Below are 24,389 nucleotides of genomic sequence, written 5' to 3' on the forward strand. Positions count from 1 at the left end.
TGGGAACCGGTTTCGAGACAAAGACGTGCGTGGGATCAAAACCTATAGCGCCGACAGCGTCTCCGGCGCCTTGGGCGGCTCGAGCACGGGCGCTGCCTGGAACATCTTGGTCATCTCCCGCAGCGTCTGCGTGGTGCGGCTGGACAGCACCGGCGGGCGCTCGGCGGCGGCTTCGGCCTCCGCCTGCTCGGCGTTCTTCTTTGCAGCCTCCTCGGCCTTCGCCGCGACTTCCGGATCGACGAAGGGATGATCGAGGCCGGGGATCGGCTTCAAGTCGATGTTCTGGTGCGCGTAGACCATCAGCCGCTGCCACACCATCGCCGGCAGCGTGCCGCCGGTCATGTTCTTGGTCGGGGTGAAGTCGTCATTGCCGAGCCAGACAGCGGCCGTGTAATTGCCGGTGAAACCGACAAACCAGGCATCGCGGTAGGATTGCGTCGTACCGGTCTTGCCGGCGACGACGATATTCGGAAGCAGGGCGCGCCGTGCCGTGCCGATCACCGGCACTGCCGCCAGCATGGTGTTCATGTATTTCAGCGCCTGTTCCGACAGCACGCGGTGCGGCGGCGGCGCGTCCTTGGCCCAGTCGTAGACCACCTCGCCAGTACGGGTGACGAGCTGCGTGATCCCGTGCCGCGAGCCGACGAAGCCGTTCTGCGCGAACACGCTGTAGCCGGTCGCCTGGTCCATGACGGTCATGCCCGACGTGCCGAGCACCATGGTCTTGTGCCCTTCGAGCGGCGACTCCACGCCCATCGCTTCGGCCATCGCCTTGATGGGGCCGATGCCGAGATAGTCCTTGGCCAGTCGCACCGGCACGGTGTTGATCGATTTGGCGATCGCCGTGATCAGCGTCACGTTGCCGGCCGAGCCGCCATTGTAATTGTGCGGCGACCAGCCGCCCCAGCTGATCGCGCCGCCGGAAACGACGGAATCCGGCGTGAAACCATGCTCCATGGCGGTGGCATAGACATAGGGCTTGAAGGAGGAGCCAGTCTGGCGCAGCGCCTTGGTGGCGCGGTTGAACTGGCTGGCGCCATAGTCGCGGCCACCGACGATCGCCCTGACCGCGCCATTGGTTTCGATGACCACCACCGCCCCTTCGGTGACGTTGTATTCCTTGCCGAACTGGCGCAGGTGGAATTCGACGGACTCTTCGGCCGCCTTCTGGATGTTGGCGTCGAACGTGGTGTGGGCGACGAGCGAGTGCTGGCCGGACTTGGCAGCGATCTTCTTGACCTCGTCGAAGGCCCAGTCGAGGAAATAGTCCGGGCTCTTCTGTTCGCCGCGATCGACGACGTCGGCCGGATGCAGCCTCGCCTGCAGCACCTGGCCTTCGGTCATGAACCCGGAATCGACAAGGTTCGACAGCACCACATTGGCCCGCGCGCGAGCGGCGGGCAGGTTGATATGCGGTGCGTATTTGGTCGGCGCCTTGAACAGGCCGGCCAGCATCGCCGCCTCGGCGAGGTTGAGGTCCTTGACGCTCTTGCCGAAATAGAAGTCCGCCGCCGCCTCGATGCCGAACGTGCCGCCACCCATATAGGCGCGGTCGAGATAGAGCTGCAGGATCTCCTTTTTCGACAGATTGGCCTCCAGCCACAGCGACAGGAAGGCTTCCTTGATCTTGCGCTGCAAGGTGCGCTCATTCGAGAGGAACAGGTTCTTGGCCAGCTGCTGGGTGATGCTGGAACCGCCCTGAACGACGGAATTGGCGCGCACATTCTCGAAGATCGCGCGCGACAGGCCAAGCACGTCGATGCCGTAATGGTCGAAGAAACGCCGGTCTTCGGTCGCCAGCACCGCCTTGATGACATGGTCGGGCATCTCGTCGACCGGCACGGAATCGCGCTGGATGATGCCGCGCTGGCCGATCTCGTTGCCGTAACGGTCGAGGAAAGTGACGGCGAAGTCGCCCTGGCTGCGCCAGTCGCCGGTGGTGATCTGGAAGGCCGGCAAGGCCAGCGCAAAGAGCACCACGATGCCGCCGGCGCCCAGCGTAAACCCTTCGCTCAGCACTTCGACGATGCCGCGCCGCCAGCCTTTGACACGGAAACGCCGGGAAAAGATGGTCGCTGCTTCCCAGAACTGGCGTGCCTTGAAGCCGATCTCGTAGAGCGAGGAATCGAGCCACGCATCCACCGCCAGCAGCGCCGCGGCGATCGGACCTCTTCTCTTGCGTGGCATCAAAGGACTGGTCATTCCAGAATTCCGCCCCACGCCGTGACCTGATTTCAGGACGGCGCCCCCGAGAAGACTATTCGTCCATTTTAGCACTGCTCACAAGGGCAGCGAAGCCACACCTCGCGGTTTGTTGACTGGGTAGAGAAGGCTTCGAGGCGGATAGTGCTCGGCCGATGTCAGCGCGCCGCAATGAAGCGCATGAAATGCGCCACGTCGGCCTCGCTCGGCTCCTGGCCGGTGAAGCTGCGCAGATAGGCGGCGAGATGGCTGACCCGGGCCTCGACCGGCTCCTTGAGGTCGAGCACGTAATAGCCGATCTGCATGTAGTAGAGGACGCGGGCGCGGATGAAGGCGTCTTCCTCGTCGTAGCCGTGCCGGCGGTACATGTCGCGGATGGCGACGAGGCGCTCGTCGTCGGCCTGGTCGATCATGCGCCGCACATCGTCGGAGCGGCGCGCCCATTCGCGGATGGCAAAGTCCAGCCGGGGATCGAACAGGCGTTCGTCGGCCCAGCATTCGAAGACGTTCATGACGCCCATGATGATGCTTTCGGCCGGGCGCCGGGCGCGTTCGACGATCGCCTTGGTGTTGGTGTCGTGCCAATGTGCGAGCAACTGGTCGAGCAGGTCCTGGCGGCTCTGGAAATACCAGTAGAAGCTCGAGCGCGAGACGCCGAGCTTCTGGCCGAGCGGCAGCACGCGGACGCTCTCGATGCCGTCCGAAATCAGCGTCTGCAGCGCCAGATTGATCCAGTCCCAGCGCGTCACCTTGATGTTGCCGGTCGCCGGCTCGTCCTGGGGTGCAATCATGATCATGACCGCACAAGTGCCATGGCGCACAGCGGCGTGCAAGCGATCTGTACACAAGTGTCTAGACACATATGTACAGTGCCTGTATGGTGAGAGCTTCCAACGAGAGGGAGAGGCTCGTGAAGTCGCACTATCGCGCAGTCGTCATCGGGGGTGGGGTGGTCGGCGCCTCGGTGCTCTACCATCTGGCGCGCTTCGGCTGGACCGATGTGGCGCTGATCGAGCGCGCCGAACTGACCGCTGGTTCGACCTGGCATGCGGCTGCCGGTTTCCATGCGCTGAACGCCGACCCGAACGTCGCGGCGTTGCAGGACTACACGATAAAACTCTATCGCGAGATCGAGGCCGAGTCCGGCCAGAATGCCGGCCTGCACATGACCGGCGGCGTCAACATGGCCAGCGACCCCGTCCGCTGGGAATGGCTGAAATCGGCCTGGGCGGTGTTCCAGTCGGTGGGCATCGAAACGGCGCGGCTGGTGAGCCCGGAAGAAATCAAGGCGATCTGCCCGATCGTCGACGTTAGCGATGTGCTGGGCGGCCTCTACGATTCCAACGAGGGCCATCTCGACCCCTACGGCACCACCCATGCCTATGCTGGAGCAGCGAAGAAGCGCGGCGCCGAAATCATCCTGCGCAACCGGGTGCTCGACCTCAAGCAGCGCGCCGACGGCGGCTGGGACGTCTTCACCGAACAGGGCATGATCGTCGCCGAGCATGTCGTCAACGCCGGCGGTCTCTGGGCAAAGCAGCTTGGCCGCGTGGCCGGCGTCGAGCTGCCGGTGACGCCAATGGAGCATCACTATTTCATCACCGAGGACATTCCCGAGGTCGCCGCCCTCGACAAGGAACTCGGCCTCGCCGTCGATCTCGACGGCTTTGCCTATCTCCGCCAGGAGCGCAAGGGCGTGCTGCTCGGCGTCTACGAGCAGAACCCGAAGCATTGGAACATGGACGGCGCGCCCTGGGATTACGGCATCGAGCTGATCCCGGAAGACATCGACCGCATCAGCCCGGAACTCGCCAAAGCCTATGAGCGCTTTCCCTGCCTCGCCACCGCCGGCATCCGCAAATGGGTCAACGGCGCCTTTACCTTCACGCCCGACGGCAACCCGATCGTCGGGCCGGTGCGCGGCTTGCGCAACTACTGGGTCGCCTGCGGTGTCATGGCCGGCTTCAGCCAGGGCGGCGGCGTCGGCAAATCGCTGGCCGAATGGATGATCCATGGCGAGCCTGAGGCCGACATCTTCGGCATGGATATCGCCCGCTACGGCGCCTTTGCCGCCAACCGCGAATATCTGAAACAGACGACACGGCAGTTCTATGCCCGCCGCTTCGTCATGACCTTCCCCAACGAGCGCCTGCCGGCCGGCCGACCGCTGAAACGCCCCGGCGCCTATGACGGCATGAGCGCTGCCGGATGCGAGTGGACGTCGTCCTGGGGCCTGGAAATACCCGCCTATTTCGCGCCGATGGGGTTTCGCGAAAACACCACGCTGAAGCGCTCCAACGCCTTCGACATCGTCGGCGACGAGGCGCTGCAGGTACGCCGCGCCGCCGGCCTCGTCGACACCTCCGCCTTCTCGCGCTATGCGGTTTCCGGGCCGGGTGCGGAGGCCTGGCTCGACCAGCTGCTGGCCTGCAGGCTGCCGAAGCCGGGGCAGGCGAGGCTGGCGCCGATGCTCGGCCATGACGGAAGGCTGAAGGGCGATCTCACAATCTTTAACTGGGGCGGTGGTGAGTACTGGATCATGGGCTCCTACTATCTCAGGGAATTCCACATGCGCTGGTTCGAGGCGCATGGGGCCGACGGCATCTCTGTCGCCGACATTTCCGACACGACATCAGGCTTCCTCGTCACCGGGCCGCATGCCCGGGAAATCGTGGCGCGCACCACGCATCAGGATGCCTCGGCGAACGCCCTGCCGTTCATGGCCTGCGGCGCGTTCGACATCGGCATGGCGCAAGCACGTGTTGCGCGGCTGTCGATCGCCGGTGAGGTCGGCTTCGAGATCAATTGTCCGGCCACCATGCATGCCACATTGCGCGAAACGTTGCTTGCCGCCGGCGAGGATCTCGGCCTAGCGGAAGTCGGCTTCTATGCGCTGAACGCGCTCAGGCTGGAAAAGAGCTTCGGCATCTGGTCGCGCGAGTTCACGCAAGCCTACACGCCTGCCCAGACCGGGCTCGACCGATTCATCGCCTTCGGCAAGGGCAATTTCATCGGCCGCGATGCGGCGCTGACGGAGCGCGATGGCGGCGGCGCTAGGCAATGCCTGGCGATGCTGGAGGTCGATGCTGTCGACGCCGACGCCAGCGGCTTCGAACCGGTCTGGCATCAGGGCCGACGCGTTGGCTTCGTCACCTCGGGAGGTTATGGCTACACGGTCGGCAAGAGCCTGGCGCTGGCGCTTGTTGATCGCGATTTTGCTCGGGAAGGCACCGCCTTGTCGGTGCATATCGTCGGCGTCGAGCGGCCGGCGCGCGTCATTCCGGCCTCGCCCTACGACCCCGAGGGCAAGGCGATGCGGCAATGAGGAGGAACTGCCATGGTTGATGACGCAGCACGCGACACCAGGCGCGAGCGCCGGCGCGGCCGCACCGGCGAGGCCGGCAGCGAGTCGAGCCGCCGCCCGGACTACCGCTCGCTGAAAAATCCCTTTCTGCCGCAGCCGATCTTTTCGGACGACCAGGTGGCGGCGATCCACGATACGGCACTGCGTGTGCTGGAGGAACTCGGCATCAAGGTGCTGCTGCCCGAGGCGCGTGAGCGTTTTGCCCGCGCCGGCGCGCTTGTCGACGAGGACAGCCAGATGGTGCGCATTGGCCGCGACATCGTGGCGGCAGCACTTGCCTCGGCGCCAAAATCCATCCGGGCACTGGCGGGCGACCGTAGCCGCGACCTGATGCTCGAACTAGGCTCGATGACCTTCCTCGCCGGCGCCGGCGCACCCAACGTCACTGATCTCGAACGCGGCCGGCGGCCGGGAACGCTTGCGGCTTTTGAGGAGTTGACCAAGCTGATCCAGCATTTCGACGTGCTGCATATGCTTTGCCCGTGCATCGAGCCGCAGGACGTCGACAACCGCTTCCGCCACTATGCCGTCAACCGCGCCCAGCTGACGCTGTCGGACAAGGTGCCCTTCGTCTTCGCGCGCGGCACGCCGCAGGTCGAGGACAGCTTTGCGATGATCAGGCTGGCGCGCGGCCTCTCCGAAGATGCGTTCCTTGCCGGCGCTCATTGCTACACCGTCATCAACACCAACTCGCCGCGCCAGCTCGACATTCCAATGGCGCAGGGCATCATTGACTTCGCCCGCGCCGGCCAGGTGTCGATCATCACGCCGTTCTGCCTGGCGGGCGCCATGGCGCCGATCACGGTGGCCGGCGCGCTGACGCTGCAGCATGCCGAGGCGCTGGCGGGCTTGACCCTTGCCCAGATCGTGCGGCCGGGCGCGCCGGTCGTCTACGGTTCCTTCTCCTCCAATGTCGACATGAAGTCGGGCGCGCCGGCCTTCGGCACGCCGGAGCACGTCAAGGCGACGCTGGGGGCTGGCCAGCTGGCGCGCTTCACCGGCCTGCCCTGGCGTTCGGGCGGTGGCAGCGCCGCCAACATTTCTGATGCGCAGGCAGCCCACGAGACGCAGTTCGCACTGTGGGGCTCGGTGCTGGCAGGCGCCACCGTCTGCATCCACGCCGCCGGCTGGCTCGAAGGGGGCTTGAGCGTTTCCTTCGAGAAGCTGATTACCGACATCGAGGCGCTGCAGACGGTCGCGGAACTCTGCGCATCAACACCTGGCGACGAGGATGCGATTGGCTTCGAAGCCATAGCCGAAGTGCAGCCGGGCGGGCATTTCTTCGCGGCCGGCCACACAATGGCGCGCTACCGCACCGCCTTCTACGAGCCGCTGGTGGCGGACTGGTCGAATTTCGGCAACTGGACGCAGGCCGGCTCGAAGAGCGCGACCGAACGAGCAACGGGTGTCTGGAAGCGGCTGGTCGCCGACTTCCAGCCACCGACATCCGCCGTTGCTACGTCAGACATCCTCGATGAGTTCATCGCACGCCGCACCGAACAGGGCGGCGCGGCACCCGTCTCCTGACCAGGGCACGCGCCCGCTACATCGGGCGTTTGTCGCCGGCCCTTTGGGGGTCGCGGCGTATCGTGCCGGCGTCGGCCTTCCGATGCTTGTCCGCGGCAAGCCGGCGAATGCGGTCGAAGCGGCTTTCCTCGGCTGGTTCGGTTGCCGGTACAGAATTTGGCTTCGGTACGAACGTAATCATTTGTCGTTCTCCTTGCCGTTGGGTCGCGCCGGGGAAGATCCCCCGGCGGCTGTCTTTCAGGCTCTCATGCAGAGTTCGTTTGTCTCGAAGAGGTCGAAGAGTTCATGCCGCGAGAGCAACCGCACAGCTCGTGGCGCCCAGCCTGTCGGGCGATGCTTCTCCGGGCATGGTCGCCCAGCCGCCCGTCTCAATGAACTGCCGCTTCTTGTAGCTGTCGGTCAGGGCCTTGAACTCGACAAGCTTGGCGGCCGCATCGGGCGCTGCGTTGAAGCGATCGACACAGATGGCCGAGGCCAGTTTGCCGCGCGCCACATCGCCGGCCGTTGCCGACAGTGAGCGCGAGGTGCCGCCTGTCACCCATCCACCCCAGTTGAAACCGATGATCAGCGTGGCGACGAGGGTTACCGCGCATGCCCAGAAAAGCGTGGACTTGGCCGGCTGGTAGTCTTCCCAGCGACGCGCGAGAGATGGCTTGCTGCTTTGTGTGGACAAGGAACAAGTTCCTTCCTGATTGGGTTGAGATAGGTCGCCCGGCCGGTCGCGGAGCGACCGGAATTTCATGGAATTTCTTTCTGGAGCCGGCATGGGCGGTCGCTGCTCCTGCATAGGCGCATTGGCACTCGATAGATAGGAGTGCCAAGAATTATTCGTGCGATGCGTGGAAATATTGAAACGTATTATTTTGCCAGATCGTTTTCCGATGTTCGCAATATCTCAAATATTTCCAAGTTTGAATTTTGTCGGCCGAATGCCTATTTATATCGAACAAGTTCGTTTTCACGATTTCAAGCGCAACGGAGATTTTGTCGATGGCCGATGGCAATCAAAGTATCATGGAAAAAGCTGAAGCCCGCTTTGTCGACAAGCAGAAAAAGACAGCGGAACGAAACAAGGCGACCGCCGAATATATGTCCGAGGCCAAGGCCCGGATCATCAAGACGGCAAGGCTGCGCGAATTGCGGCTGGCCAAGGAAGAGGCCGATCGCGTGGCGGAGGCCCTGAACCCGACGCCGAAGAAGAAGCGGGTGGCCAAGAAGGTCGCCGCAACGGAGGTCAAGTCATGAGCCTCACATTCCCCAATCGCAGCCGCAGCTATGACGCGGCGGGTCGGCGCATCCGATTTGTCGGCCATGACGGCATGTTCCAGATTTCCTTCTCGGTCGCAGCGGATGCCATGTCGAAGATGCGACCCGAAACCGCAGCCGATGAGGCCGGCTATCTCGCCGCCTTCGATACGGCCAGCAGCGCCATATACGACGTCGCCAGGACGGCCTACGACCGCACCCGCAAGAGCATGTATGTGCTGACAGCGGCTGATTTTCGCTAACTGAATCTTGTTCGCAGTCAGCCGGCTGAGTTGGCAGCAGGATCACACCTTGCGATCTATGCGCCCGCCGCTCGACATCTTTGCGGTTCAGCCAGTTGAGCATCTCCCCGCATGGCGGCGACAGAGTCGTATTTCCGAGATCATGCGCGTTCATGATCCGGAGAAGACGGACTGATTCGTGCCGTCCACCATGCGGGTCGTCATCTGGCGGAACGCGCCCAACGCGGCTAGGGCCTGTTCCACCCCAATGGATTGGGATGGCTCCATCTTTTTGTTCAAGCATGATCTTTTCCGAAAACCGGATTCCACTTTTCGGGATCATGCTCTAGGCTGCAAGCGAATTGCCGGTGGTGCAACAAAGCTTGTTCAAGGCGTAACGGGCGAGGGAGAAAACGATGACGGCGCCCGACGATTTGCTGCAGGCCTTATTCCTGAGATTGAAGAGCGATGCCTCGCTGTCGGCGCTGCTGGGCGGCGCCGGATTGCTCGAGCAAGCGACCGACAACGCCGCCTTCCCCTATGTAACCTGCGGCCACACCAGCGCCTTCGACCTTGACACCGGCGCCGACAACGATGCCGATCAGCTTGTCACGCTGCATGTCTGGTCGAAAGCCCATGGCGGAGCCGAGACGCGTGTCATCATGGACACTATCGAGGCGCGCCTTGCCGACGCGGCGCTGGCCATCGGCCCGCATGGCCAGACACGCCTGTCGCTGGAATTCGCCGAGGCCCGCTATGACGAGGATCTGGCGGTCCATCATGGCATGCTGCGCTTTCGCGCCATCACGCAGGAAAACGCGTGACACGCTTTCAATATCGGTGAATCGGAGTCTAGACTGGACTTTCGCTGATATCACCGGGTGGGCGGTGGATCTCGGGTTGCAGGGGTGTGGCGGGCATGGTTTTTCGGGCGTTCACCGTTCATTTCACGTTCAGCACCGATGCGTTACAACGCTGACCATGAACACACTTCGCTCCCATCTTCGAACCGCGACACTGGCGCTTGCAGCGGCCGGCCTGTTTGCGTCGCAGGCGACGGCAATGCCGGTCGTCGCGCCCGCCGACACCCAGCCGATCGTGCTGGCTGCGTCGGACTGCTATGCGATCGGCCAACAGGTAGCCGAGCAGTATGGGGGCACGCTGGCCAAGGCCTCGCAGTCGACGCGCGGCGGCCAGCCGGTCTGCGTCATCGTCGTGCTGGTGCCGGGCAAGGACGGCCAGCGTCCGCGCCGCTCCGAAATCGTCGTTCCGCTGAACTGACCCGATCTTCCATCTAACAGGCCTCCGTTTCCCAGACCGCCGGAATCGGCCTATATCTGACCCCGGATCCGTCAACAGGTTCTAACCGTCATGCGCGTGCTCGTCGTCGAAGATGACAAGGATCTCAACCGGCAGATAGCGGATGCGCTGGTCGATGCCGGCTATGTCGTCGACCGCGCCTTCGACGGCGAGGAAGGGCATTTCCTCGGCGACACCGAACCCTACGACGCGGTGGTGCTCGACATCGGCCTGCCGCAGATGGACGGCATCAGCGTCGTCGAGCGCTGGCGCCGCGGCGGCCGCAAGATGCCGGTGCTGATCCTGACGGCGCGCGACCGCTGGAGCGACAAGGTGTCGGGCATCGATGCCGGCGCCGACGACTATGTCACCAAGCCGTTCCATATCGAGGAGGTGCTGGCGAGGGTGCGGGCGCTTATCCGCCGCGCCGCCGGCCATGCCTCGTCGGAATTGACCTGCGGGCCGCTGCGCCTCGACACCAAGGCCTCCAAGGCCGATGTCGACGGCCAGCCGTTGAAGCTGACCTCGCATGAATTCCGGCTGCTGGCCTATCTGATGCACCATATGGGCGAGGTCGTGTCGCGCACCGAGCTGGTCGAGCATCTCTATGACCAGGATTTCGATCGCGACTCAAACACCATCGAGGTCTTCGTCGGCCGGCTTCGCAAGAAGATGGGCATCGACATGATCGAAACCGTGCGCGGCATGGGCTACCGCATGCGTGAGCCGGAGGCGTAAGGCGGAACCTCTCACCTCAAAACCGGTCGTCTCCAAGACGCTTTCGGCGCGGTTCTGGCCGCGCTCGCTGGCGTTTCGCGTCATCGCCTTCTCGACCTTGTGGGCGATCCTGACGCTGGTCGTCATCTTCACCCTCATCACCACGCTCTACCGCCAGGCCAGCGAGCGCGGCTTCGACAGCCTGCTTTCGGCTCATCTGTTCAACCTGATCGGCTCGGTCGGCGTTTCCGAAAGCGGCCAGCTGACCGGCGCGCCGGACCTCGGCGACCTGCGCTTTTCCGAACCGAATTCGGGCTGGTACTGGTCGGTTGAACCGGCCTCCGAGGGCGTGCATGGCGAACTGCACTCCTCTTCGATGACCAAGGCGATTCTTTCGCCGAGCGTCGCCGAGGTTCCCTTCAACGCCAGCTTCCAGCGCAGCTATGGCAGCGAAGGCATCGATGGCGAGGAGTTGGAGGTGTTCGAAAGCGAATTCGTCCTCGATGCCAAGAACCGGGCCGCGCGCTTTCGCGTCATGGGCAACCAGACCGAACTGGAGCAGGAGATCGCCAGCTTCCAGCGCCGCCTCTTGACCTATCTGTCGCTGTTCGGCGTCGGCATGATCGCCATCAACGCCTTCGCCATCCTGATCGGCCTGCAGCCCTTGCGCCGCGTCCGCAACGCGCTCGCCATGGTGCGCGAGGGCACGGCGCAGCGGCTCGACGGCAGTTTTCCGGCCGAGATCGAACCGCTTGCCAACGAGACCAACGCACTGATCGAGAACAACAAGCGCATCGTCGAGCGTTCGCGCACGCAGGTCGGCAACCTCGCCCATTCGCTGAAGACGCCGCTGGCCGTGCTGCTCAACGAGGGCCGGGCGCTCGGCGGCGCCAAGGGCCAGCTCATCACCGAGCAGGCCGCCTCGATGCAGAAGCAGGTCGACCATTATCTGCAGCGGGCGCGCGTCGCCGCCCAGCGCGACAGCGTCGTCTACCGCACCCCGGTGGCGCCCCTGGTCCAGCGCATGGTGCGCGTGCTGCAAAAGCTCAACCCTGAGACAACCCTCACGCTTTCACTGCCGGCCACCGACATCATCTTCGGCGGCGAGCGCGAGGACCTGGAGGAACTGTTGGGCAATCTCCTCGACAACGCCATGAAATGGGCCAGGGGTGCGGTCGCCGTGTCGGTCTCGCGTGTCCCCGGCAAGGATGCCAATTTGTTCGAGATCGCCATCGAGGATGACGGTCCGGGCATTCCCGAGGACAAGGCGCGCGAGGCGCTGAAGCGCGGACGGCGCCTCGACGAAACCAAACCTGGCACGGGGCTCGGCCTCGCCATTGTCGCCGACCTCGTCAACGAGTATGGAGGCGGTCTGGCGCTTGAACGCTCCGTCATGGGCGGGTTGAAGGCGGCGGTGCGGTTGCGGAGCCTTCAGTGATGCTATTTTCAATGGTGGGCTGCGGCCAAATTTCCGACAAATATCAATACTATGGCCTTGCCAGCTTCCCGATGGCGCGGCCCCCAGTTCATCCTGCTCGAGAAATCCGGTTGTTGGCATGAAGATTCGCGTCGCGCTCCTTTCCGCACTGCTCGCCGTTTCCGGCTGTGGGACGTTGGGCAAGGGCGGCCCTGGCGCGGCGGTCACGCCGGCGCCGGCCGCCACGCCTCCGGCCGGCAGCAAGGTGGCGACGACGATCATTTCGGCCATGGCCGGTGGCCTTGTCGGCGGATCGATCGGCTCCGGCCTGAGCGATGCCGACAAGCGCAAGGCGCTGGAAGCCGAGTACAAGGCGCTCGAATACACGGCGAGCGGCCAGAAGGTGACGTGGAAGAGCGACAGTTCGGGCCGTTCCGGCGAAGTCGTTGCCGCCCAGCCCTATCGGGTCGGCTCGCAGGATTGCCGGCAATACACCCATACGGTGTTCAGCGGCGCCGCCGGGGCCACCGCGCGCGGCACCGCCTGCCGCAACGCCGACGGCAGCTGGACGCCGCTGACCTAGCCGGATTGACAACCCCAGCCCGGCTGACAGGTCAGGGACTTCGGCGCACGTGCCGTCAAAGCGTCGCAGGATGCCCATGTTGGCAGGGCAGGGCTCTGCCGGTATTGGATGAAAGATGCTGTTCTGGGTCATAGCTGCAATCCTCACGCTGGGCGCCAGCCTTGCGGTGCTGCTGCCGCTGGCCGGTGGCCCGAAGGGCGCGTCGGCTCCCGGCGACCACGACCTTGAGGTTTATCGCGATCAGCTCGCCGAGCTTGACCGCGATGTGGCGCGCGGTCTGATCCAGCCGGCCGACGCCGAGGAGGCGCGTGCCGAAATCGGCCGTCGCATCCTGCGCCTTGGCACCACCGGTCAGGCCGGCACGGCCGCGCGGCGGCCGTCGGTGACGACAAGGCTGGTGGCGACTGTGGCGGTGCTGGCGGTTCCGCTGATCAGCTGGGGGCTTTACATCAAGCTCGGCTCGCCCGATTTGCCTTCGCAGCCGCTCGCCGAGCGGCTCGCCAAGAATCCTGCCGACTCCTCGGTGGACGAGCTGGTCGCTCGCGCCGAGGCGCATCTGGCCGCCAACCCTTCCGATGGCCGCGGCTGGGACGTGCTGGCGCCAATCTATCTGCGCCTGCAGCGCTATTCCGACGCGGTGGCCGCTTATCGCAACGCTATCCGCCTCGACGGCGTCAGCGCCACTCGCCAGTCTGGTCTCGGCGAGGCGATCGCCAATGCCGCCGGCGGTATCGTCTCGGCCGAGGCGCAGGACGCGTTCGAGGCGGCGTTGAAGCTCGATCCGGCCAATGCGAAGGCAAGCTTCTACCTGGCGATGGGCCTGGCGCAGGAAGGCCGTGCCGCGGAGGCGACGACGGCCTGGCAGAACATGCTCGGCACGTTGCCGCCGGAATCGCCCTGGCGCCGCGCCGTCGAGCAGGCGCTGGCCGAAAACGCGAAGAGGACCGTCGCGTCGGGAACGCCCGCCAACGGCCCGGATGCGCAGGCGGTCGAAGCGGCGCAGTCGATGTCGCCGCAGGACCGCCAGGCGATGATCGAGACAATGGTCGCCGGGCTCGACGAGAAGCTCAAACAAAACCCGCGCGACACGGAAGGATGGATGCGGCTCATTCGTTCCTATGTCGTGCTTGGCAAGGCCGACCAGGCGCGCGATGCGCTGAGCCGCGGCATAGCCGTCTTTGGCGCCGACAGCGAGGAAGCGAAAAAGTTCACCGCCTTTGCCGCCTCGCTCGGCCTGACGGCGACGGAGTAGACGATGACGCGCAGGCAGAAGAGATTGTCGGTGATCGTCGCGGGGTTGGCTTTCCTCGGTGCCGCCACGGGTCTCACCTTCTACGCGCTCGGCCAGAAGGCCTCCTATTTCTACATGCCCGGAGATCTCGCCACCGCAACCGTCCAGCCCGGACAGCGCATTCGGCTCGGCGGTCTGGTCGCAAAGGGCACCATCGAGCGCGGGCAGGGCGCGACCGTCGCATTTTCGGTGACCGACAAGCAGAAATCGGTCAAGGTCACCTATACCGGGATCCTGCCCGACCTGTTCCGCGAGGAGCAGGGCGTCATCACCGAGGGCAGCTTCGGCCCGGACGGCGTCTTTGTCGCCGACAGCGTGCTGGCAAAGCATGACGAGCGCTACATGCCCAAGGAAGTTGCCGACGGCCTCAAGGCCAAGGGCGTCTGGCAGGAGAGCAAGAGTGAGTGAGCAGGTTCCGCAAAAGTGCCACGCGGTTTTGCGACCAGAACCTGCGACAAAACAGGTGACCCTTGGTTGAAACCGGACATTTCGCCCTCGTCCTCGCCTTCGCGCTGTCGCTGGTGCAGATGCTGGTGCCTCTCTATGGCGCGCGCGCCGGCAACCAGAAGATGATGGCGGTCGGCGGTCCGGTGGCGGTGACCGGCTTCGCGCTCACCGCGCTCTCTTTCGCGGCGTTGGCAATCGCCTACGCAAGCTCCGACTTCTCGGTGGCGAGCGTCTGGGAGAATTCGCATTCGCTGCAGCCGCTGATCTACAAGATCACCGGAACCTGGGGCAATCACGAAGGCTCGATGCTGCTCTGGGTGCTGATCCTGACCTTCTTCGGCGCTCTTGTTGCCGCCTTCGGCTCCAACCTTCCGGCAACGCTCAAGGCCAATGTGCTGGCCGTGCAGGGCGCTATCGGCGCCGCCTTCTTCCTGTTCATCCTGGCGACGTCCAATCCCTTCACCCGGCTCAACCCGGCCCCGATCGAGGGCCGCGACCTCAACCCGGTGCTGCAGGATCTCGGCCTCGCCATTCATCCGCCGCTGCTCTATCTCGGCTATGTCGGCTTCTCGATCTGCTTTTCATTCTCGGTCGCCGCCCTCATCGAGGGCCGCATCGACGCCTCCTGGGCGCGTTGGGTACGGCCGTGGACGCTGGTCGCCTGGATGTTCCTCACCGGCGGCATCGCCATGGGCTCCTACTGGGCCTATTACGAGCTCGGCTGGGGCGGCTTCTGGTTCTGGGATCCGGTCGAGAACGCCTCCTTCATGCCATGGCTGGCGGGCACGGCGCTGCTGCATTCTGCGATCGTCATGGAAAAGCGCTCGGCGCTGAAGATCTGGACGCTGCTGCTCGCCATCCTCACCTTCTCGCTGTCGCTGCTCGGCACCTTCCTGGTGCGCTCCGGCGTGCTGACCTCGGTGCATGCCTTCGCCACCGACCCGACGCGCGGCGTCTTTATCCTCTGCATCCTGACGCTGTTCATCGGCGGCTCGCTGGCACTGTTCGCCTTGCGCGCCTCGAGGCTGACGGCCGGCGGCCTGTTCCATCCGATCTCGCGCGAAGGCGCTTTAGTCCTCAACAATCTGTTCCTCACCACCGCAACCGCCACCGTCCTGGTCGGCACGCTCTATCCGCTGGCGCTCGAAGCCGTCACCGGCGGCAAGATCTCGGTCGGCGCGCCGTTCTTCGACCTGACATTCGGCCCGCTGATGCTGCCGCTGCTGGCGATCGTGCCGTTCGGTCCGCTGCTTGCTTGGAAGCGCGGCGACGTCTTCGCCGCCGCCCAGCGCCTGATGGCGGCCTTTGCCGCGGCACTTGCCGCCATGCTGGTAACGGTCCTGTTCGTCGATGGCGCCTCGGTGTTCGCGGCGCTTGGCGTCGGCCTTGCCGTCTGGCTGGTCTGCGGTGCGCTCACCGATCTCGCCGTCAAATCGGGCTTCGGCTCGGTGACGCCCGCCATCATGCTGCGGCGCTTCGCCGGCCTGCCGCGCTCGGTGTTCGGCACCGCGCTCGCCCATCTCGGCCTTGGCCTGACGCTGCTCGGCATCGTCGGCACGCTCAGCTTCGGCACCGAGAAGATCCTGTCCATGCATGCCGGCGAGACCGTCGAACTGTCGGGCAACACGCTGCGCTTCGAAGGGCTCTACCCGGCCCAAGGGCCGAACTATAGCGAGGATCGCGGCCGCTTCGTCGTCATCGGCGCCGACGGCAACGCAAAGGGCGAGATCAGCTCGGCCAAGCGCTTCTTTCCGGTGCGGCAGACGACGACGACCGAATCCGGCATCAGGACTGTTTGGTTCAGCCAGCTCTATCTGTCGCTGGGCGATGAGGGCAATGACGGCTCCGTCGTCGTCAGGCTGTGGTGGAAGCCGCTGGTGACGCTGATCTGGGGCGGCGCCCTGGTGATGATGGCGGGCGCGGCAATGTCGCTGATGGACCGCCGACTGCGCGTCGGCGCGCCGTCGCGCCGCAAGAAACTCGTGCCTTCCGCGAGCCTGTCATGATGGCAAGGGTCTCGCTGGCTTCGCTGGTGCTGTTGCTGGGCCTGCTGTTCGCCGGCAGCGCCTTCGCGGTGAAGCCTGACGAGGTGCTCTCGGATCCCGCGCTGGAGGCGAGGGCGCGAACCCTGTCGGAAGGGCTGCGCTGCATGGTCTGCCAGAACCAGTCGATCGACGAATCCGACGCCGATCTCGCCCGCGACCTGCGCATCCTGGTGCGCCAGCGGCTTGTCGCAGGCGACACCGACCAGCAGGTGATGGACTATGTCGTTTCGCGCTACGGCGAGTTCGTGCTGCTGAAGCCGCGCTTCAGCCTGAGCAATGCCTTGCTCTGGGGCACGCCGGTGCTCTTGCTTCTGGCCGGCGGCATCTTCATCGTGCTCACGGCGCGATCGCGCCGTTCGACGGCAACGAAGTCCCTGACCGCCGAGGAGCAGGCGGCGCTGGAAAAGATGCTGCGCGACTGATCGCCAACATTACAAAAGTTTCATGCACCGGAAATGGCGCCGTAATGTGCGCCTCTCTATTCCTCTCGATCGAGGATGTCCTGGCTAAGCCGCATCCAATCAAAAGAGGATACGAGACCCATGAATATTGCCCCCAATTCATATTCCCGCACCCGCAAGCGCCTTCTGGCCGCCGTTGCCTCGCTGGCCGTTGCCGGCGCCGTCGGCTTTGGTATCGTGACCACCGGAACGGCTCCAGTTCTGGCCGATGCCGTGCGTGTCGAGGCGCCGCAGGTTCCCGGCTTTGCCGACATCGTCGAGCGCGTCTCGCCGGCGGTGGTCAGCGTCAAGGTCAAGGCCAAGATCGAGCCGGCGGCCGATGATGGTTCCGACCAGTCGGACGACCAGGACGGCATGAACAACCTGCCCGACAATCCGCAGCTGCGTCGCTTCTTCAAGGAATTCCGCGGCTTTGGCGACCAGAACGGCCAGAACCAGTTCGGCAACCGCCGCTTCAACCACCGCGACCACAACAACGACCAGCCGCGCCCGGTGGCGCAAGGCTCCGGCTTCTTCATCTCCGATGACGGCTACCTCGTCACCAACAACCACGTCGTCGAGGAAGGCTCGGCCTTCACCGTGGTGATGAATGACGGCAAGGAACTCGACGCCAAGCTGATCGGCACCGACCCGCGCACCGATCTCGCCGTACTCAAGGTCGATGGCGTCGGCAAGTTCACCTATGTCGACTTCGCCGACGATTCCAAGGTCCGTGTCGGCGACTGGGTGGTGGCCGTCGGCAATCCGTTCGGCCTTGGCGGCACCGTGACCGCCGGCATCGTCTCGGCCCGTGGCCGCGACATCGGCGCCGGTCCTTATGACGACTTCCTGCAGATCGATGCCTCGGTCAACCGCGGCAATTCGGGCGGCCCGACCTTCAACCTCAACGGCCAGGTCGTCGGCATCAACACCGCGATCTTCTCGCCCTCGGGCGGCAGCGTCGGCATCGCCTTCGACATCCCGGCTTCGACGGCCAAGCAGGTCGTCGAGGACCTGATGAAGAACGGCTCCGTCCAGCGCGGCTGGCTCGGCGTCGAAATCCAGCCGGTCACGTCCGACATCGCCGAGTCGCTCGGGCTGAAATCCGAGAAGGGCGCACTGGTGTCGAGTGCGCAGGACGACGGCCCCGGCAAGAAGGCCGGCATCACCGCCGGCGATGTCATCACCCAGGTCGACGGCAAGGACGTTGCTTCGCCCAAGGAACTCGCCCGTCTGATCGGCGCCTACTCGCCTGGCAAGCCGGTCGACGTCACCGTGTGGCGCGACGGCAAGAGCGAGACCATCAAGGTCGACCTCGGCAAGTTGCCGGCAAGCGACAAGCAAGCCTCGGCCGATCAGCAGCAGCCCGCCGCTCCGGCAAAGCCCGACACGCTGGCCGATCTTGGCCTCACCGTTACCAAGTCCGAAAAGGGCAAGGGACTGGTTGTGACCGATGTCGACCCGGACAGCGACGCTGCCGATCGCGGCATCCAGCCCGGCGACATCATCACCTCGGTCAATTCGGTGGAGGTGAGCGGAACCGACGATGTCACCAAGGCAATGGCCGACGCGGTGAAGTCGGGCCGCAAGGCGGTGCTGATGCAGATCACCCGCGACGACTCCAACCGCTTCGTCGCCCTGCCTGTCGCGAAGGGCTGACATTCGAAACTTTTCCGGTGCGGCGGTTTCAACACCCCCGAGCCGCCGCACGGGAAAGCACGGGGCCTGAATGCGTTAGTCAGTCATCGTGTTCCGCCCCCGGCGGCAGCGGGCTTCCCATCGCCCGCTGCCGCTCTAACTTAAAAGGCCCAGACGCACATGCCGGCCACCACTCATTCTTCCAGCGAAATCGCGTATAACGGCTCTATGAAGATTCTTGTCATAGAAGACGATCGCGAGGCTGCGGACTACCTCGAGAAAGCCTTTGCCGAGGCCGGGCACACCGCCCATGTCGCCGGCGACGGCGAGACCGGCTTCACGCTTGCCGATGCCGGCGACTATGACGTCATGGTGGTCGACCGCATGCTGCCGCGCCGCGACGGCCTGTCGGTCATCGCCGGCCTGCGTTCGCGCGGCAACACCACGCCGGTGCTGATCCTGTCGGCGCTGGGCGAGGTCGACGACCGCGTCACCGGCCTGCGCGCCGGCGGCGACGACTATCTGACCAAGCCATATGCTTTTTCCGAGCTGCTCGCCCGCGTCGAGGTGCTGAACCGTCGCGCCAGCGCCCGCGAAGCCGAAACCGTCTACCGGGTCGGCGATCTCGAGCTCGACCGTCTCTCCCATTCTGTGCGCCGCGCCGCGCGCGAAATCACGCTGCAGCCGCGCGAATTCCGCCTGCTCGAATATCTAATGCGCCACGCCGGCCAGGTTGTGACGCGCACCATGCTGCTCGAAAATGTCTGGGACTATCATTTCGATCCGCAGACCAACGTCATCGACGTCCATGTCTCGCGGCTGCGCGGCAAGATCGAAAAAGGCTTCGACAAGCCGATCCTGCATACGGTTCGTGGCGCCGGCTACATGCTGAAGAGCGGCTGAACCCAGCATGGCCCTTTCCCTGCCGGCCATCATGAGAACGACGGCGGCGCGGCTCTCGGCGCTCTATTTCCTGCTTTTCGCGCTCTGTGCAGTTCTGCTGGTCTTGTACATGACCTCGCTGTCGGCGCGCATGCTGACCGCACAGACGCAAGAGACCATCAATGACGAGGTGCTCGGCCTTGCCCGCGCCTATCAGCGCGGCGGGCTGCCGGTGCTGGTCCGCGTGGTCGAGGCCCGCTCCCGCCAGCCCGGCGCCAATCTCTATCTGATCGCCGATACCAACGGGCAGATCCTGACCGGCAATGTGCAGAGCCTGGAGCCGGGGGTGATCGAGACCGAAGGCTGGACGAGGGAGCCGTTCTCCTACCGGCGCTTCGGCGAGGGCGAGCTCGAACGGCAGCGCAACACGGCGGCCGACCAGAACGAGACGCAGCCCGGCCAGAACGAAGTCCAGGCCGAGGGCGAGAAGGGCCACAATGCGATTGCGCTGGTGCTGCGCCTGCCCAACCAGATGATCATGCTGGTCGGCCGCGATCTCGGCGAACCCGAGCGGTTCCGCGCCGTCATCCGCCGCTCTCTGATGCTGGCGCTGGGCATGATGGGGCTTGGCGGACTGCTGATCTGGTTCTTCGTCGGGCGCGCGGCGCTGAAGCGCATCGACAGCGTCTCCGAGGCCAGCCGCCGCATCATGGGCGGCGATCTGTCCGGCCGCCTGCCGGTCACCGGCGCCGGCGACGAATTCGATCGCCTGTCCGAAAACCTCAATGCCATGCTGGCCAGGATCGCGACGCTGAACGAAGGGCTGAAGCAGGTTTCGGACAATATCGCCCACGACCTGAAGACGCCGTTGACCAGACTGCGCAACCGCGCCGAAGCAACGCTTTCCGGCAAGCACAAGACCACTGACTACCGGCAGGCACTGGAAGGCACGATTGCCGAGTCCGAGCAGCTGATAAAGACCTTCAACGCCATCCTGATGATCTCCAGGCTGGAGGCCGGTTATTCCTCCGAAAGCACCAGCCGCGTCGATCTCGCCGCCGCCGTGCGTGATGTCGTCGAACTCTATGAGCCGGTGGCCGAGGAGGCGGGCGTGACGCTGGAGAGTTCGGTCGAGGGTGATTTTGCCGTCAACGGCAATCGCGAACTGATCGGCCAGGCGCTGTCGAACATCGTCGACAATGCGATCAAGTACTCGACCGACGCGACCGGCAAGCCCGCAGTGCGCGTGGCGCTTGGGCGCGTCGGCGGCGAAATCCGGCTTTCGGTTACCGACAACGGCCAGGGCATTCCCGACGATGCAGACCGCGCCCGCGCGACCGAGCGTTTCGTGCGGCTGGAAAAGAGCCGCTCGCAGCCGGGGTCGGGCCTTGGCCTCAGCCTCGCCAAGGCAATCATGACTTTCCATAACGGCAGGCTTGATCTTTTACCCGCCAATCCCGGATTGTCCGTGGTCATGGGTTTTCCTTCACGGGAGAACCATTGATGGCGGCGAGGAAGCCTGTGAAGCGGATCGAAACCGAATGGCATCTGCAACCGGTGGCAAGGCTTTTGCCGCTGGATGAAAACCGCGCCCGGCGTGAACTGTCGGAGATCGCTGACGCCGCCGAGGAAGAGGGCCTGCCCCGGCTGGCGAAGTTCCTGGGAGCCGAGGGCACCGTTCAGGATCTCCTCGCTGCGGTCTTCGACTTGTCGCCGTTCCTGCGTGATGTAGCGCGCCGACGTCCCGGCATTCTCGATCAGCTGTTCGACGCCAATGTCGAGGCCCGACTGATCGCGATCGGCGAGGCGATCGGCAAGGCGGCCTTTGCTGATTCCGTTTCGGAAACGAGCCTGATGATGGAGCTGCGGCTGTGCAAGGCCGAAGCGCATTTCCTGATCGCGCTGGCCGATCTCGCCGGCGAGGCCGAGCCCGCGCTGACGGTGCGCCGCCTCAGCGATCTCGCCGACGCCTGCACTCGCGCCGCCGTCGATTTTTTGCTCCGCGACGCGCATGGACAAGGCAAGCTCGAATTGCCCGATCCCGAAAATCCGGCGCGCCAGTCCGGCTGGATCCTGCTCGGCATGGGCAAGCTCGGCGCGCATGAATTGAATTTTTCCTCCGACATCGACCTCGTCGTCTTCTTCGATCCGGAGGCGCCGGCGGTGACCGATCCGCTCGATGCGACGGAGCTGTTTTCGCGTCTCACCCGTCGCCTGGTGCGCATCCTTCAGGACCGCACCGAACACGGCTATGTTTTCCGCACCGATCTGAGACTCCGTCCCGATCCCGGTTCGACGCCGCTGGCGATTCCCGAACAGGCGGCGCTTCACTACTACGAGGGGCGCGGCCAGAACTGGGAGCGCGCCGCCATGATCAAGGCGCGCCCGGTGGCCGGCGATCTCGCCGCCGGGGCTGCTTTCCTGAAGGAGTTGCAGCCCTATGTCTGGCGCAAATACATGGACTACGCCGCGATCGCCGACGTCCATTCCATCAAGCGCCAGATCCACGCCCACAAGGGCCATGGCGAGATCGCGGTGAAGGGCCACAACGTCAAGCTCGGCCGCGGCGGTATCCGCGAGATCGAGTTCTTCGTCCAGACGCAGCAGCTTATCGCCGGCGGCCGCTTCCCGGAGCTGCGCGGCCGCGAAACCGTGCCGATGCTTGGCCAGCTTGCCGCGCGCGGCTGGATCACCGCCGACGCGCGCGATGCTTTGACCCGGCAGTACTGGTTCCTGCGCCGCGTCGAGCATGCCATCCAGATGGTCGCCGACGAGCAGACACATATCCTGCCCGACAGCGATGATGGGCTGGAACGCATTGCGCGCATGCTGGGCTTTGCCAGTGCCAAGACCTTTTCCGAGGCCATTCGTGCGTCGCTGCAACAGGTCGAGCGCCACTACGCGGCACTGTTCGAAACCGCGCCGGAACTGTCGGCCGGAGTCGGCAATCTGGTCTTCACCGGCGATGTCGACGATCCCGACACGCTTCAGACCCTACAGCGCCTCGGCTTCCAGCGGCCGAGCGACATCTGCCGCGTCATCCGCGGCTGGCATTTCGGCCGCTACCGCGTCACCCAGTCGGCGGAAGCGCGCGAGCGGCTGACGGAGCTGACGCCGGCGCTGCTGAAGGGTTTCGGCCAGACGCGGCGTGCCGACGAGGCGGTAATGCGCTTCGACGAATTCCTCGCCGGCCTGCCGGCCGGCATCCAGCTGTTTTCGCTGCTGCAGTCCAACCCTGCGCTGCTGAAACTGATGGCGACGATCATGGGTGCGGCACCCAGGCTAGCGGCGATCATCACCCGGCGGCCGCATGTCTTCGACGGCCTGCTCGACCCGGCTCTGCTCAACGAGTTGCCAAATCGTGCCTATCTGTCGGCGCGGCTTGCCGCTTTCATTGAAGGCGACCGCGCCTACGAGGATGTGCTCGACCGCTTGCGCATCTTCGCCTCCGAGCAGAAGTTCCTGATCGGTGTGCGGCTGCTTGCCGGCGCCATCGATCCGGCCCGCGCCGGACGCGCCTTTTCCGACCTCGCCGATCTCACCATCGAGGCAGCGCTGCAGGCCGTCATGGCCGAGTTCGCTCTGCGCCACGGCCGCATCGCCGGGGCCAGGGTGGCGCTGCTCGGCATGGGCAAGCTCGGCAGCCGCGAAGTGACGGCGGGCTCGGACGTCGACCTCATCCTGCTCTACGACCACTATGCCGATGCTGAAGAGTCCGACGGCGACAAGCCGCTGGCCCCATCCCATTACTATACCAGGATGACGCAACGGTTGATCGCCGCCGTCTCAGCGCCGACGGCCGAGGGCGTGCTTTACGAGCTCGACCTTCGCCTGCGTCCTTCCGGTAACAAGGGGCCGGTCGCCACCCACATCGATGCCTTCAAAAAGTATCAGCGCCAGGACGCCTGGACCTGGGAGCACATGGCACTGGCGAGGGCCCGTGCCATCGGGGGCGATGCCGCGCTTTGCGCCGAGGTCGAGGCCGAGGTGGCCGCTGTGCTTGCTCTGCCGCGCGATGGCGCCAAGGTGATGGCCGAGGCGTCGGAAATGCGGGCGCTGATCGAGAAGGAGAAGCCGCCGCGCGATCTCTGGGACATCAAGCTGATCCCCGGCGGGCTCATCGATCTCGAATTCCTTGCCCAGGTGGCGGTGATCACGGGCCACGTCGAGGCCGGCCGCAGGGTTACCGCGACGGCCGACATCCTGGCGCGGCTGGCGCCGGATTTCGTCGGCGCCGACATCAGGCAGGAGCTATGCGATGCCTACCGGCTCTATCTGGCGCTGACCCAGATGATCAGGCTCTGCCTCACCGGCGTCTTCGAACGCGACGACGTTCCGCCGGGCCTATCGGATCTGCTTCTGGCGGTCACCGACCTGCCGGATTTCGGTGTGCTGGAAGCACACCTTAAGGAGACGTCGCGAAAGGTCAGAAAGGATTTCGACCTTTTGCTTCGTGCGGGACAGTCGCAACAACGAGCGGCGGTTCCCGATCGCATCGGGGGTGACGATGCAACAGGAGAAGACCAATGAGAAAGTCAACCAAACTTGCCCTCGCTTTCGCAGCCCTTGCCGGCGCCGTCGGCACCACGGCCTATGCCGAAAACAATGCCAGCGCCAAAATGCGCGACGACATGATGATGCGCCTCGACAAGACGATGAGGGATTCGAACGGCACCATCACCTTCGACCAGTTTTCCGACGCCATGAATGCCCGGTTGAAGAAGATGGTCGCCGACAATGGCGGCAAGCTCACCGTCGCCCAGCTCGCCGATGCGCTGGAGAAGGCGCGTTACGAGCGCATGGCCAAACGCATCATCGAACGCTACGACACCAGGGGCGACGGCACGTTGACCACCGACGACATCACCAGCCGCCAGAAGAAGGTCTTCGCCATGCTGGACAGGAACAATGACGGCAAGATCGAGAAGAGCGAACTGCCAAAGGGCGGCCGCTTTGGCCGTCACCGTCCATCGGGCGGCAACGACGAAGACGGCATGCAGTGACCCGGCTACCGGCTCCGGCGGCGCAAGCCGCCGGCGCTTGTGGGAAG

Annotated in this window: 22 protein-coding genes; 18 read left to right on the forward strand and 4 right to left on the reverse strand. The window is 64.7% G+C overall.

Annotated features, from left to right (window positions below):
• Positions 1-42: 42 nt before the first annotated feature.
• Positions 43-2,202: a transglycosylase domain-containing protein gene (locus DH08_RS33260; protein ID WP_192183441.1), complete on the reverse strand. Its 2,160-nt coding sequence runs from the start codon at positions 2,200-2,202 to the stop codon at positions 43-45.
• 158 nt (positions 2,203-2,360) lie between these two features.
• Positions 2,361-2,999 (reverse strand): TetR/AcrR family transcriptional regulator, encoded by a 639-nt coding sequence (locus DH08_RS33265; RefSeq protein WP_192183442.1) that lies wholly within the window; start codon positions 2,997-2,999, stop codon positions 2,361-2,363.
• A gap of 113 nt (positions 3,000-3,112) precedes the next feature.
• Here DH08_RS33265 and DH08_RS33270 point away from each other — a divergent pair, with 113 nt between their 5' ends.
• Both DH08_RS33270 and DH08_RS33275 read left to right on the forward strand, forming a co-directional pair.
• A complete protein-coding gene (locus DH08_RS33270) occupies positions 3,113-5,527 on the forward strand; it encodes an FAD-dependent oxidoreductase (RefSeq protein ID WP_192183443.1) in 2,415 nt (804 codons plus the stop codon).
• A gap of 12 nt (positions 5,528-5,539) precedes the next feature.
• Positions 5,540-7,093, forward strand: coding sequence for a trimethylamine methyltransferase family protein (locus DH08_RS33275; protein ID WP_192183444.1), 1,554 nt, complete (start codon positions 5,540-5,542; stop codon positions 7,091-7,093).
• 16 nt (positions 7,094-7,109) lie between these two features.
• On the opposite strand, the gene DH08_RS33280 is transcribed toward DH08_RS33275, so the two are convergent.
• Together DH08_RS33280 and DH08_RS33285 are read right to left on the reverse strand one after the other, a co-directional pair.
• Positions 7,110-7,274 (reverse strand): hypothetical protein, encoded by a 165-nt coding sequence (locus DH08_RS33280; RefSeq protein WP_192183445.1) that lies wholly within the window; start codon positions 7,272-7,274, stop codon positions 7,110-7,112.
• Positions 7,275-7,376: 102 nt separating this feature from the next.
• Entirely contained in the window at positions 7,377-7,766 is a 390-nt protein-coding gene (locus DH08_RS33285) for a hypothetical protein (protein ID WP_006199711.1), read from the reverse strand.
• A 317-nt stretch (positions 7,767-8,083) separates the two neighbouring features.
• Between DH08_RS33285 and DH08_RS33290 the strand changes: the two genes are divergently transcribed.
• The 16 genes from DH08_RS33290 (at position 8,084) to DH08_RS33365 (ending at position 24,342) form a co-directional block, all read left to right on the forward strand.
• Positions 8,084-8,338 carry a hypothetical protein gene (locus DH08_RS33290; protein ID WP_192183446.1) on the forward strand — a complete coding sequence of 85 codons (255 nt, stop codon included), beginning with the start codon at positions 8,084-8,086 and terminating at the stop codon, positions 8,336-8,338.
• Entirely contained in the window at positions 8,335-8,601 is a 267-nt protein-coding gene (locus DH08_RS33295) for a DUF1488 family protein (protein ID WP_192183447.1), read from the forward strand. Before DH08_RS33290 ends, DH08_RS33295 begins: the two co-directional genes overlap by 4 nt.
• A 395-nt stretch (positions 8,602-8,996) precedes the next feature.
• Positions 8,997-9,404 carry a DUF3168 domain-containing protein gene (locus tag DH08_RS33300; RefSeq protein ID WP_192183448.1) on the forward strand — a complete coding sequence of 136 codons (408 nt, stop codon included), beginning with the start codon at positions 8,997-8,999 and terminating at the stop codon, positions 9,402-9,404.
• Positions 9,405-9,561: 157 nt separating this feature from the next.
• Positions 9,562-9,861, forward strand: coding sequence for a hypothetical protein (locus DH08_RS33305; RefSeq protein WP_192183449.1), 300 nt, complete (start codon positions 9,562-9,564; stop codon positions 9,859-9,861).
• Between the two features lie 90 nt (positions 9,862-9,951).
• The gene (locus tag DH08_RS33310; RefSeq protein ID WP_006199718.1) at positions 9,952-10,617 is read left to right on the forward strand and encodes a response regulator transcription factor; all 666 of its coding nucleotides are present in this window, start codon (positions 9,952-9,954) and stop codon (positions 10,615-10,617) included.
• The gene (locus tag DH08_RS33315; protein WP_192183450.1) at positions 10,601-12,034 is read left to right on the forward strand and encodes an ATP-binding protein; all 1,434 of its coding nucleotides are present in this window, start codon (positions 10,601-10,603) and stop codon (positions 12,032-12,034) included. The genes DH08_RS33310 and DH08_RS33315 overlap by 17 nt, the downstream gene beginning before the upstream one ends.
• 118 nt (positions 12,035-12,152) lie before the next feature.
• Positions 12,153-12,596, forward strand: a complete 444-nt coding sequence (locus DH08_RS33320; protein ID WP_006199720.1) for a hypothetical protein — start codon at positions 12,153-12,155, stop codon at positions 12,594-12,596.
• Between the two features lie 115 nt (positions 12,597-12,711).
• Entirely contained in the window at positions 12,712-13,848 is a 1,137-nt protein-coding gene (ccmI, locus tag DH08_RS33325) for a c-type cytochrome biogenesis protein CcmI (RefSeq protein ID WP_192183451.1), read from the forward strand.
• A gap of 3 nt (positions 13,849-13,851) precedes the next feature.
• The gene (gene ccmE, locus DH08_RS33330) at positions 13,852-14,295 is read left to right on the forward strand and encodes a cytochrome c maturation protein CcmE (protein WP_192183452.1); all 444 of its coding nucleotides are present in this window, start codon (positions 13,852-13,854) and stop codon (positions 14,293-14,295) included.
• A gap of 62 nt (positions 14,296-14,357) precedes the next feature.
• Positions 14,358-16,340, forward strand: coding sequence for a heme lyase CcmF/NrfE family subunit (locus DH08_RS33335; RefSeq protein WP_192183453.1), 1,983 nt, complete (start codon positions 14,358-14,360; stop codon positions 16,338-16,340).
• On the forward strand, positions 16,337-16,801 hold the full coding sequence (locus tag DH08_RS33340; protein WP_192183454.1) for a cytochrome c-type biogenesis protein: 465 nt from the start codon (positions 16,337-16,339) through the stop codon (positions 16,799-16,801). The genes DH08_RS33335 and DH08_RS33340 overlap by 4 nt, the downstream gene beginning before the upstream one ends.
• 120 nt (positions 16,802-16,921) lie before the next feature.
• A complete protein-coding gene (locus tag DH08_RS33345; protein WP_192183455.1) occupies positions 16,922-18,478 on the forward strand; it encodes a Do family serine endopeptidase in 1,557 nt (518 codons plus the stop codon).
• A 207-nt stretch (positions 18,479-18,685) separates the two neighbouring features.
• Positions 18,686-19,360: a response regulator transcription factor gene (locus DH08_RS33350; protein WP_006199726.1), complete on the forward strand. Its 675-nt coding sequence runs from the start codon at positions 18,686-18,688 to the stop codon at positions 19,358-19,360.
• A 7-nt stretch (positions 19,361-19,367) separates the two neighbouring features.
• Positions 19,368-20,843 carry a sensor histidine kinase gene (locus DH08_RS33355; RefSeq protein ID WP_192183456.1) on the forward strand — a complete coding sequence of 492 codons (1,476 nt, stop codon included), beginning with the start codon at positions 19,368-19,370 and terminating at the stop codon, positions 20,841-20,843.
• Entirely contained in the window at positions 20,843-23,869 is a 3,027-nt protein-coding gene (locus DH08_RS33360; RefSeq protein ID WP_192183457.1) for a bifunctional [glutamine synthetase] adenylyltransferase/[glutamine synthetase]-adenylyl-L-tyrosine phosphorylase, read from the forward strand. The genes DH08_RS33355 and DH08_RS33360 overlap by 1 nt, the downstream gene beginning before the upstream one ends.
• Positions 23,866-24,342: an EF-hand domain-containing protein gene (locus tag DH08_RS33365; protein ID WP_192183458.1), complete on the forward strand. Its 477-nt coding sequence runs from the start codon at positions 23,866-23,868 to the stop codon at positions 24,340-24,342. The genes DH08_RS33360 and DH08_RS33365 overlap by 4 nt, the downstream gene beginning before the upstream one ends.
• Positions 24,343-24,389 lie beyond the last annotated feature (47 nt).

Source organism: Mesorhizobium amorphae (assembly GCF_014843845.1).
Lineage (GTDB): Bacteria > Pseudomonadota > Alphaproteobacteria > Rhizobiales > Rhizobiaceae > Mesorhizobium > Mesorhizobium amorphae_A.

Excerpts from the sequence above, each read along its gene's own strand:
- DH08_RS33260 (WP_192183441.1), bottom strand. The coding sequence starts at position 2,202 with ATGACCAGTCCTTTGATGCCACGCAAGAGAAGAGGTCCGATCGCCGCG.
- DH08_RS33265 (WP_192183442.1), bottom strand. The coding sequence starts at position 2,999 with ATGATCATGATTGCACCCCAGGACGAGCCGGCGACCGGCAACATCAAG.
- DH08_RS33275 (WP_192183444.1), top strand. The coding sequence starts at position 5,540 with ATGGTTGATGACGCAGCACGCGACACCAGGCGCGAGCGCCGGCGCGGC.
- DH08_RS33280 (WP_192183445.1), bottom strand. The coding sequence starts at position 7,274 with ATGATTACGTTCGTACCGAAGCCAAATTCTGTACCGGCAACCGAACCA.
- DH08_RS33290 (WP_192183446.1), top strand. The coding sequence starts at position 8,084 with ATGGCCGATGGCAATCAAAGTATCATGGAAAAAGCTGAAGCCCGCTTT.
- DH08_RS33295 (WP_192183447.1), top strand. The coding sequence starts at position 8,335 with ATGAGCCTCACATTCCCCAATCGCAGCCGCAGCTATGACGCGGCGGGT.
- DH08_RS33300 (WP_192183448.1), top strand. The coding sequence starts at position 8,997 with ATGACGGCGCCCGACGATTTGCTGCAGGCCTTATTCCTGAGATTGAAG.
- DH08_RS33305 (WP_192183449.1), top strand. The coding sequence starts at position 9,562 with ATGAACACACTTCGCTCCCATCTTCGAACCGCGACACTGGCGCTTGCA.
- DH08_RS33310 (WP_006199718.1), top strand. The coding sequence starts at position 9,952 with ATGCGCGTGCTCGTCGTCGAAGATGACAAGGATCTCAACCGGCAGATA.
- DH08_RS33320 (WP_006199720.1), top strand. The coding sequence starts at position 12,153 with ATGAAGATTCGCGTCGCGCTCCTTTCCGCACTGCTCGCCGTTTCCGGC.
- ccmI (WP_192183451.1), top strand. The coding sequence starts at position 12,712 with ATGCTGTTCTGGGTCATAGCTGCAATCCTCACGCTGGGCGCCAGCCTT.
- ccmE (WP_192183452.1), top strand. The coding sequence starts at position 13,852 with ATGACGCGCAGGCAGAAGAGATTGTCGGTGATCGTCGCGGGGTTGGCT.
- DH08_RS33340 (WP_192183454.1), top strand. The coding sequence starts at position 16,337 with ATGATGGCAAGGGTCTCGCTGGCTTCGCTGGTGCTGTTGCTGGGCCTG.
- DH08_RS33345 (WP_192183455.1), top strand. The coding sequence starts at position 16,922 with ATGAATATTGCCCCCAATTCATATTCCCGCACCCGCAAGCGCCTTCTG.
- DH08_RS33350 (WP_006199726.1), top strand. The coding sequence starts at position 18,686 with ATGAAGATTCTTGTCATAGAAGACGATCGCGAGGCTGCGGACTACCTC.
- DH08_RS33355 (WP_192183456.1), top strand. The coding sequence starts at position 19,368 with ATGGCCCTTTCCCTGCCGGCCATCATGAGAACGACGGCGGCGCGGCTC.
- DH08_RS33360 (WP_192183457.1), top strand. The coding sequence starts at position 20,843 with ATGGCGGCGAGGAAGCCTGTGAAGCGGATCGAAACCGAATGGCATCTG.
- DH08_RS33365 (WP_192183458.1), top strand. The coding sequence starts at position 23,866 with ATGAGAAAGTCAACCAAACTTGCCCTCGCTTTCGCAGCCCTTGCCGGC.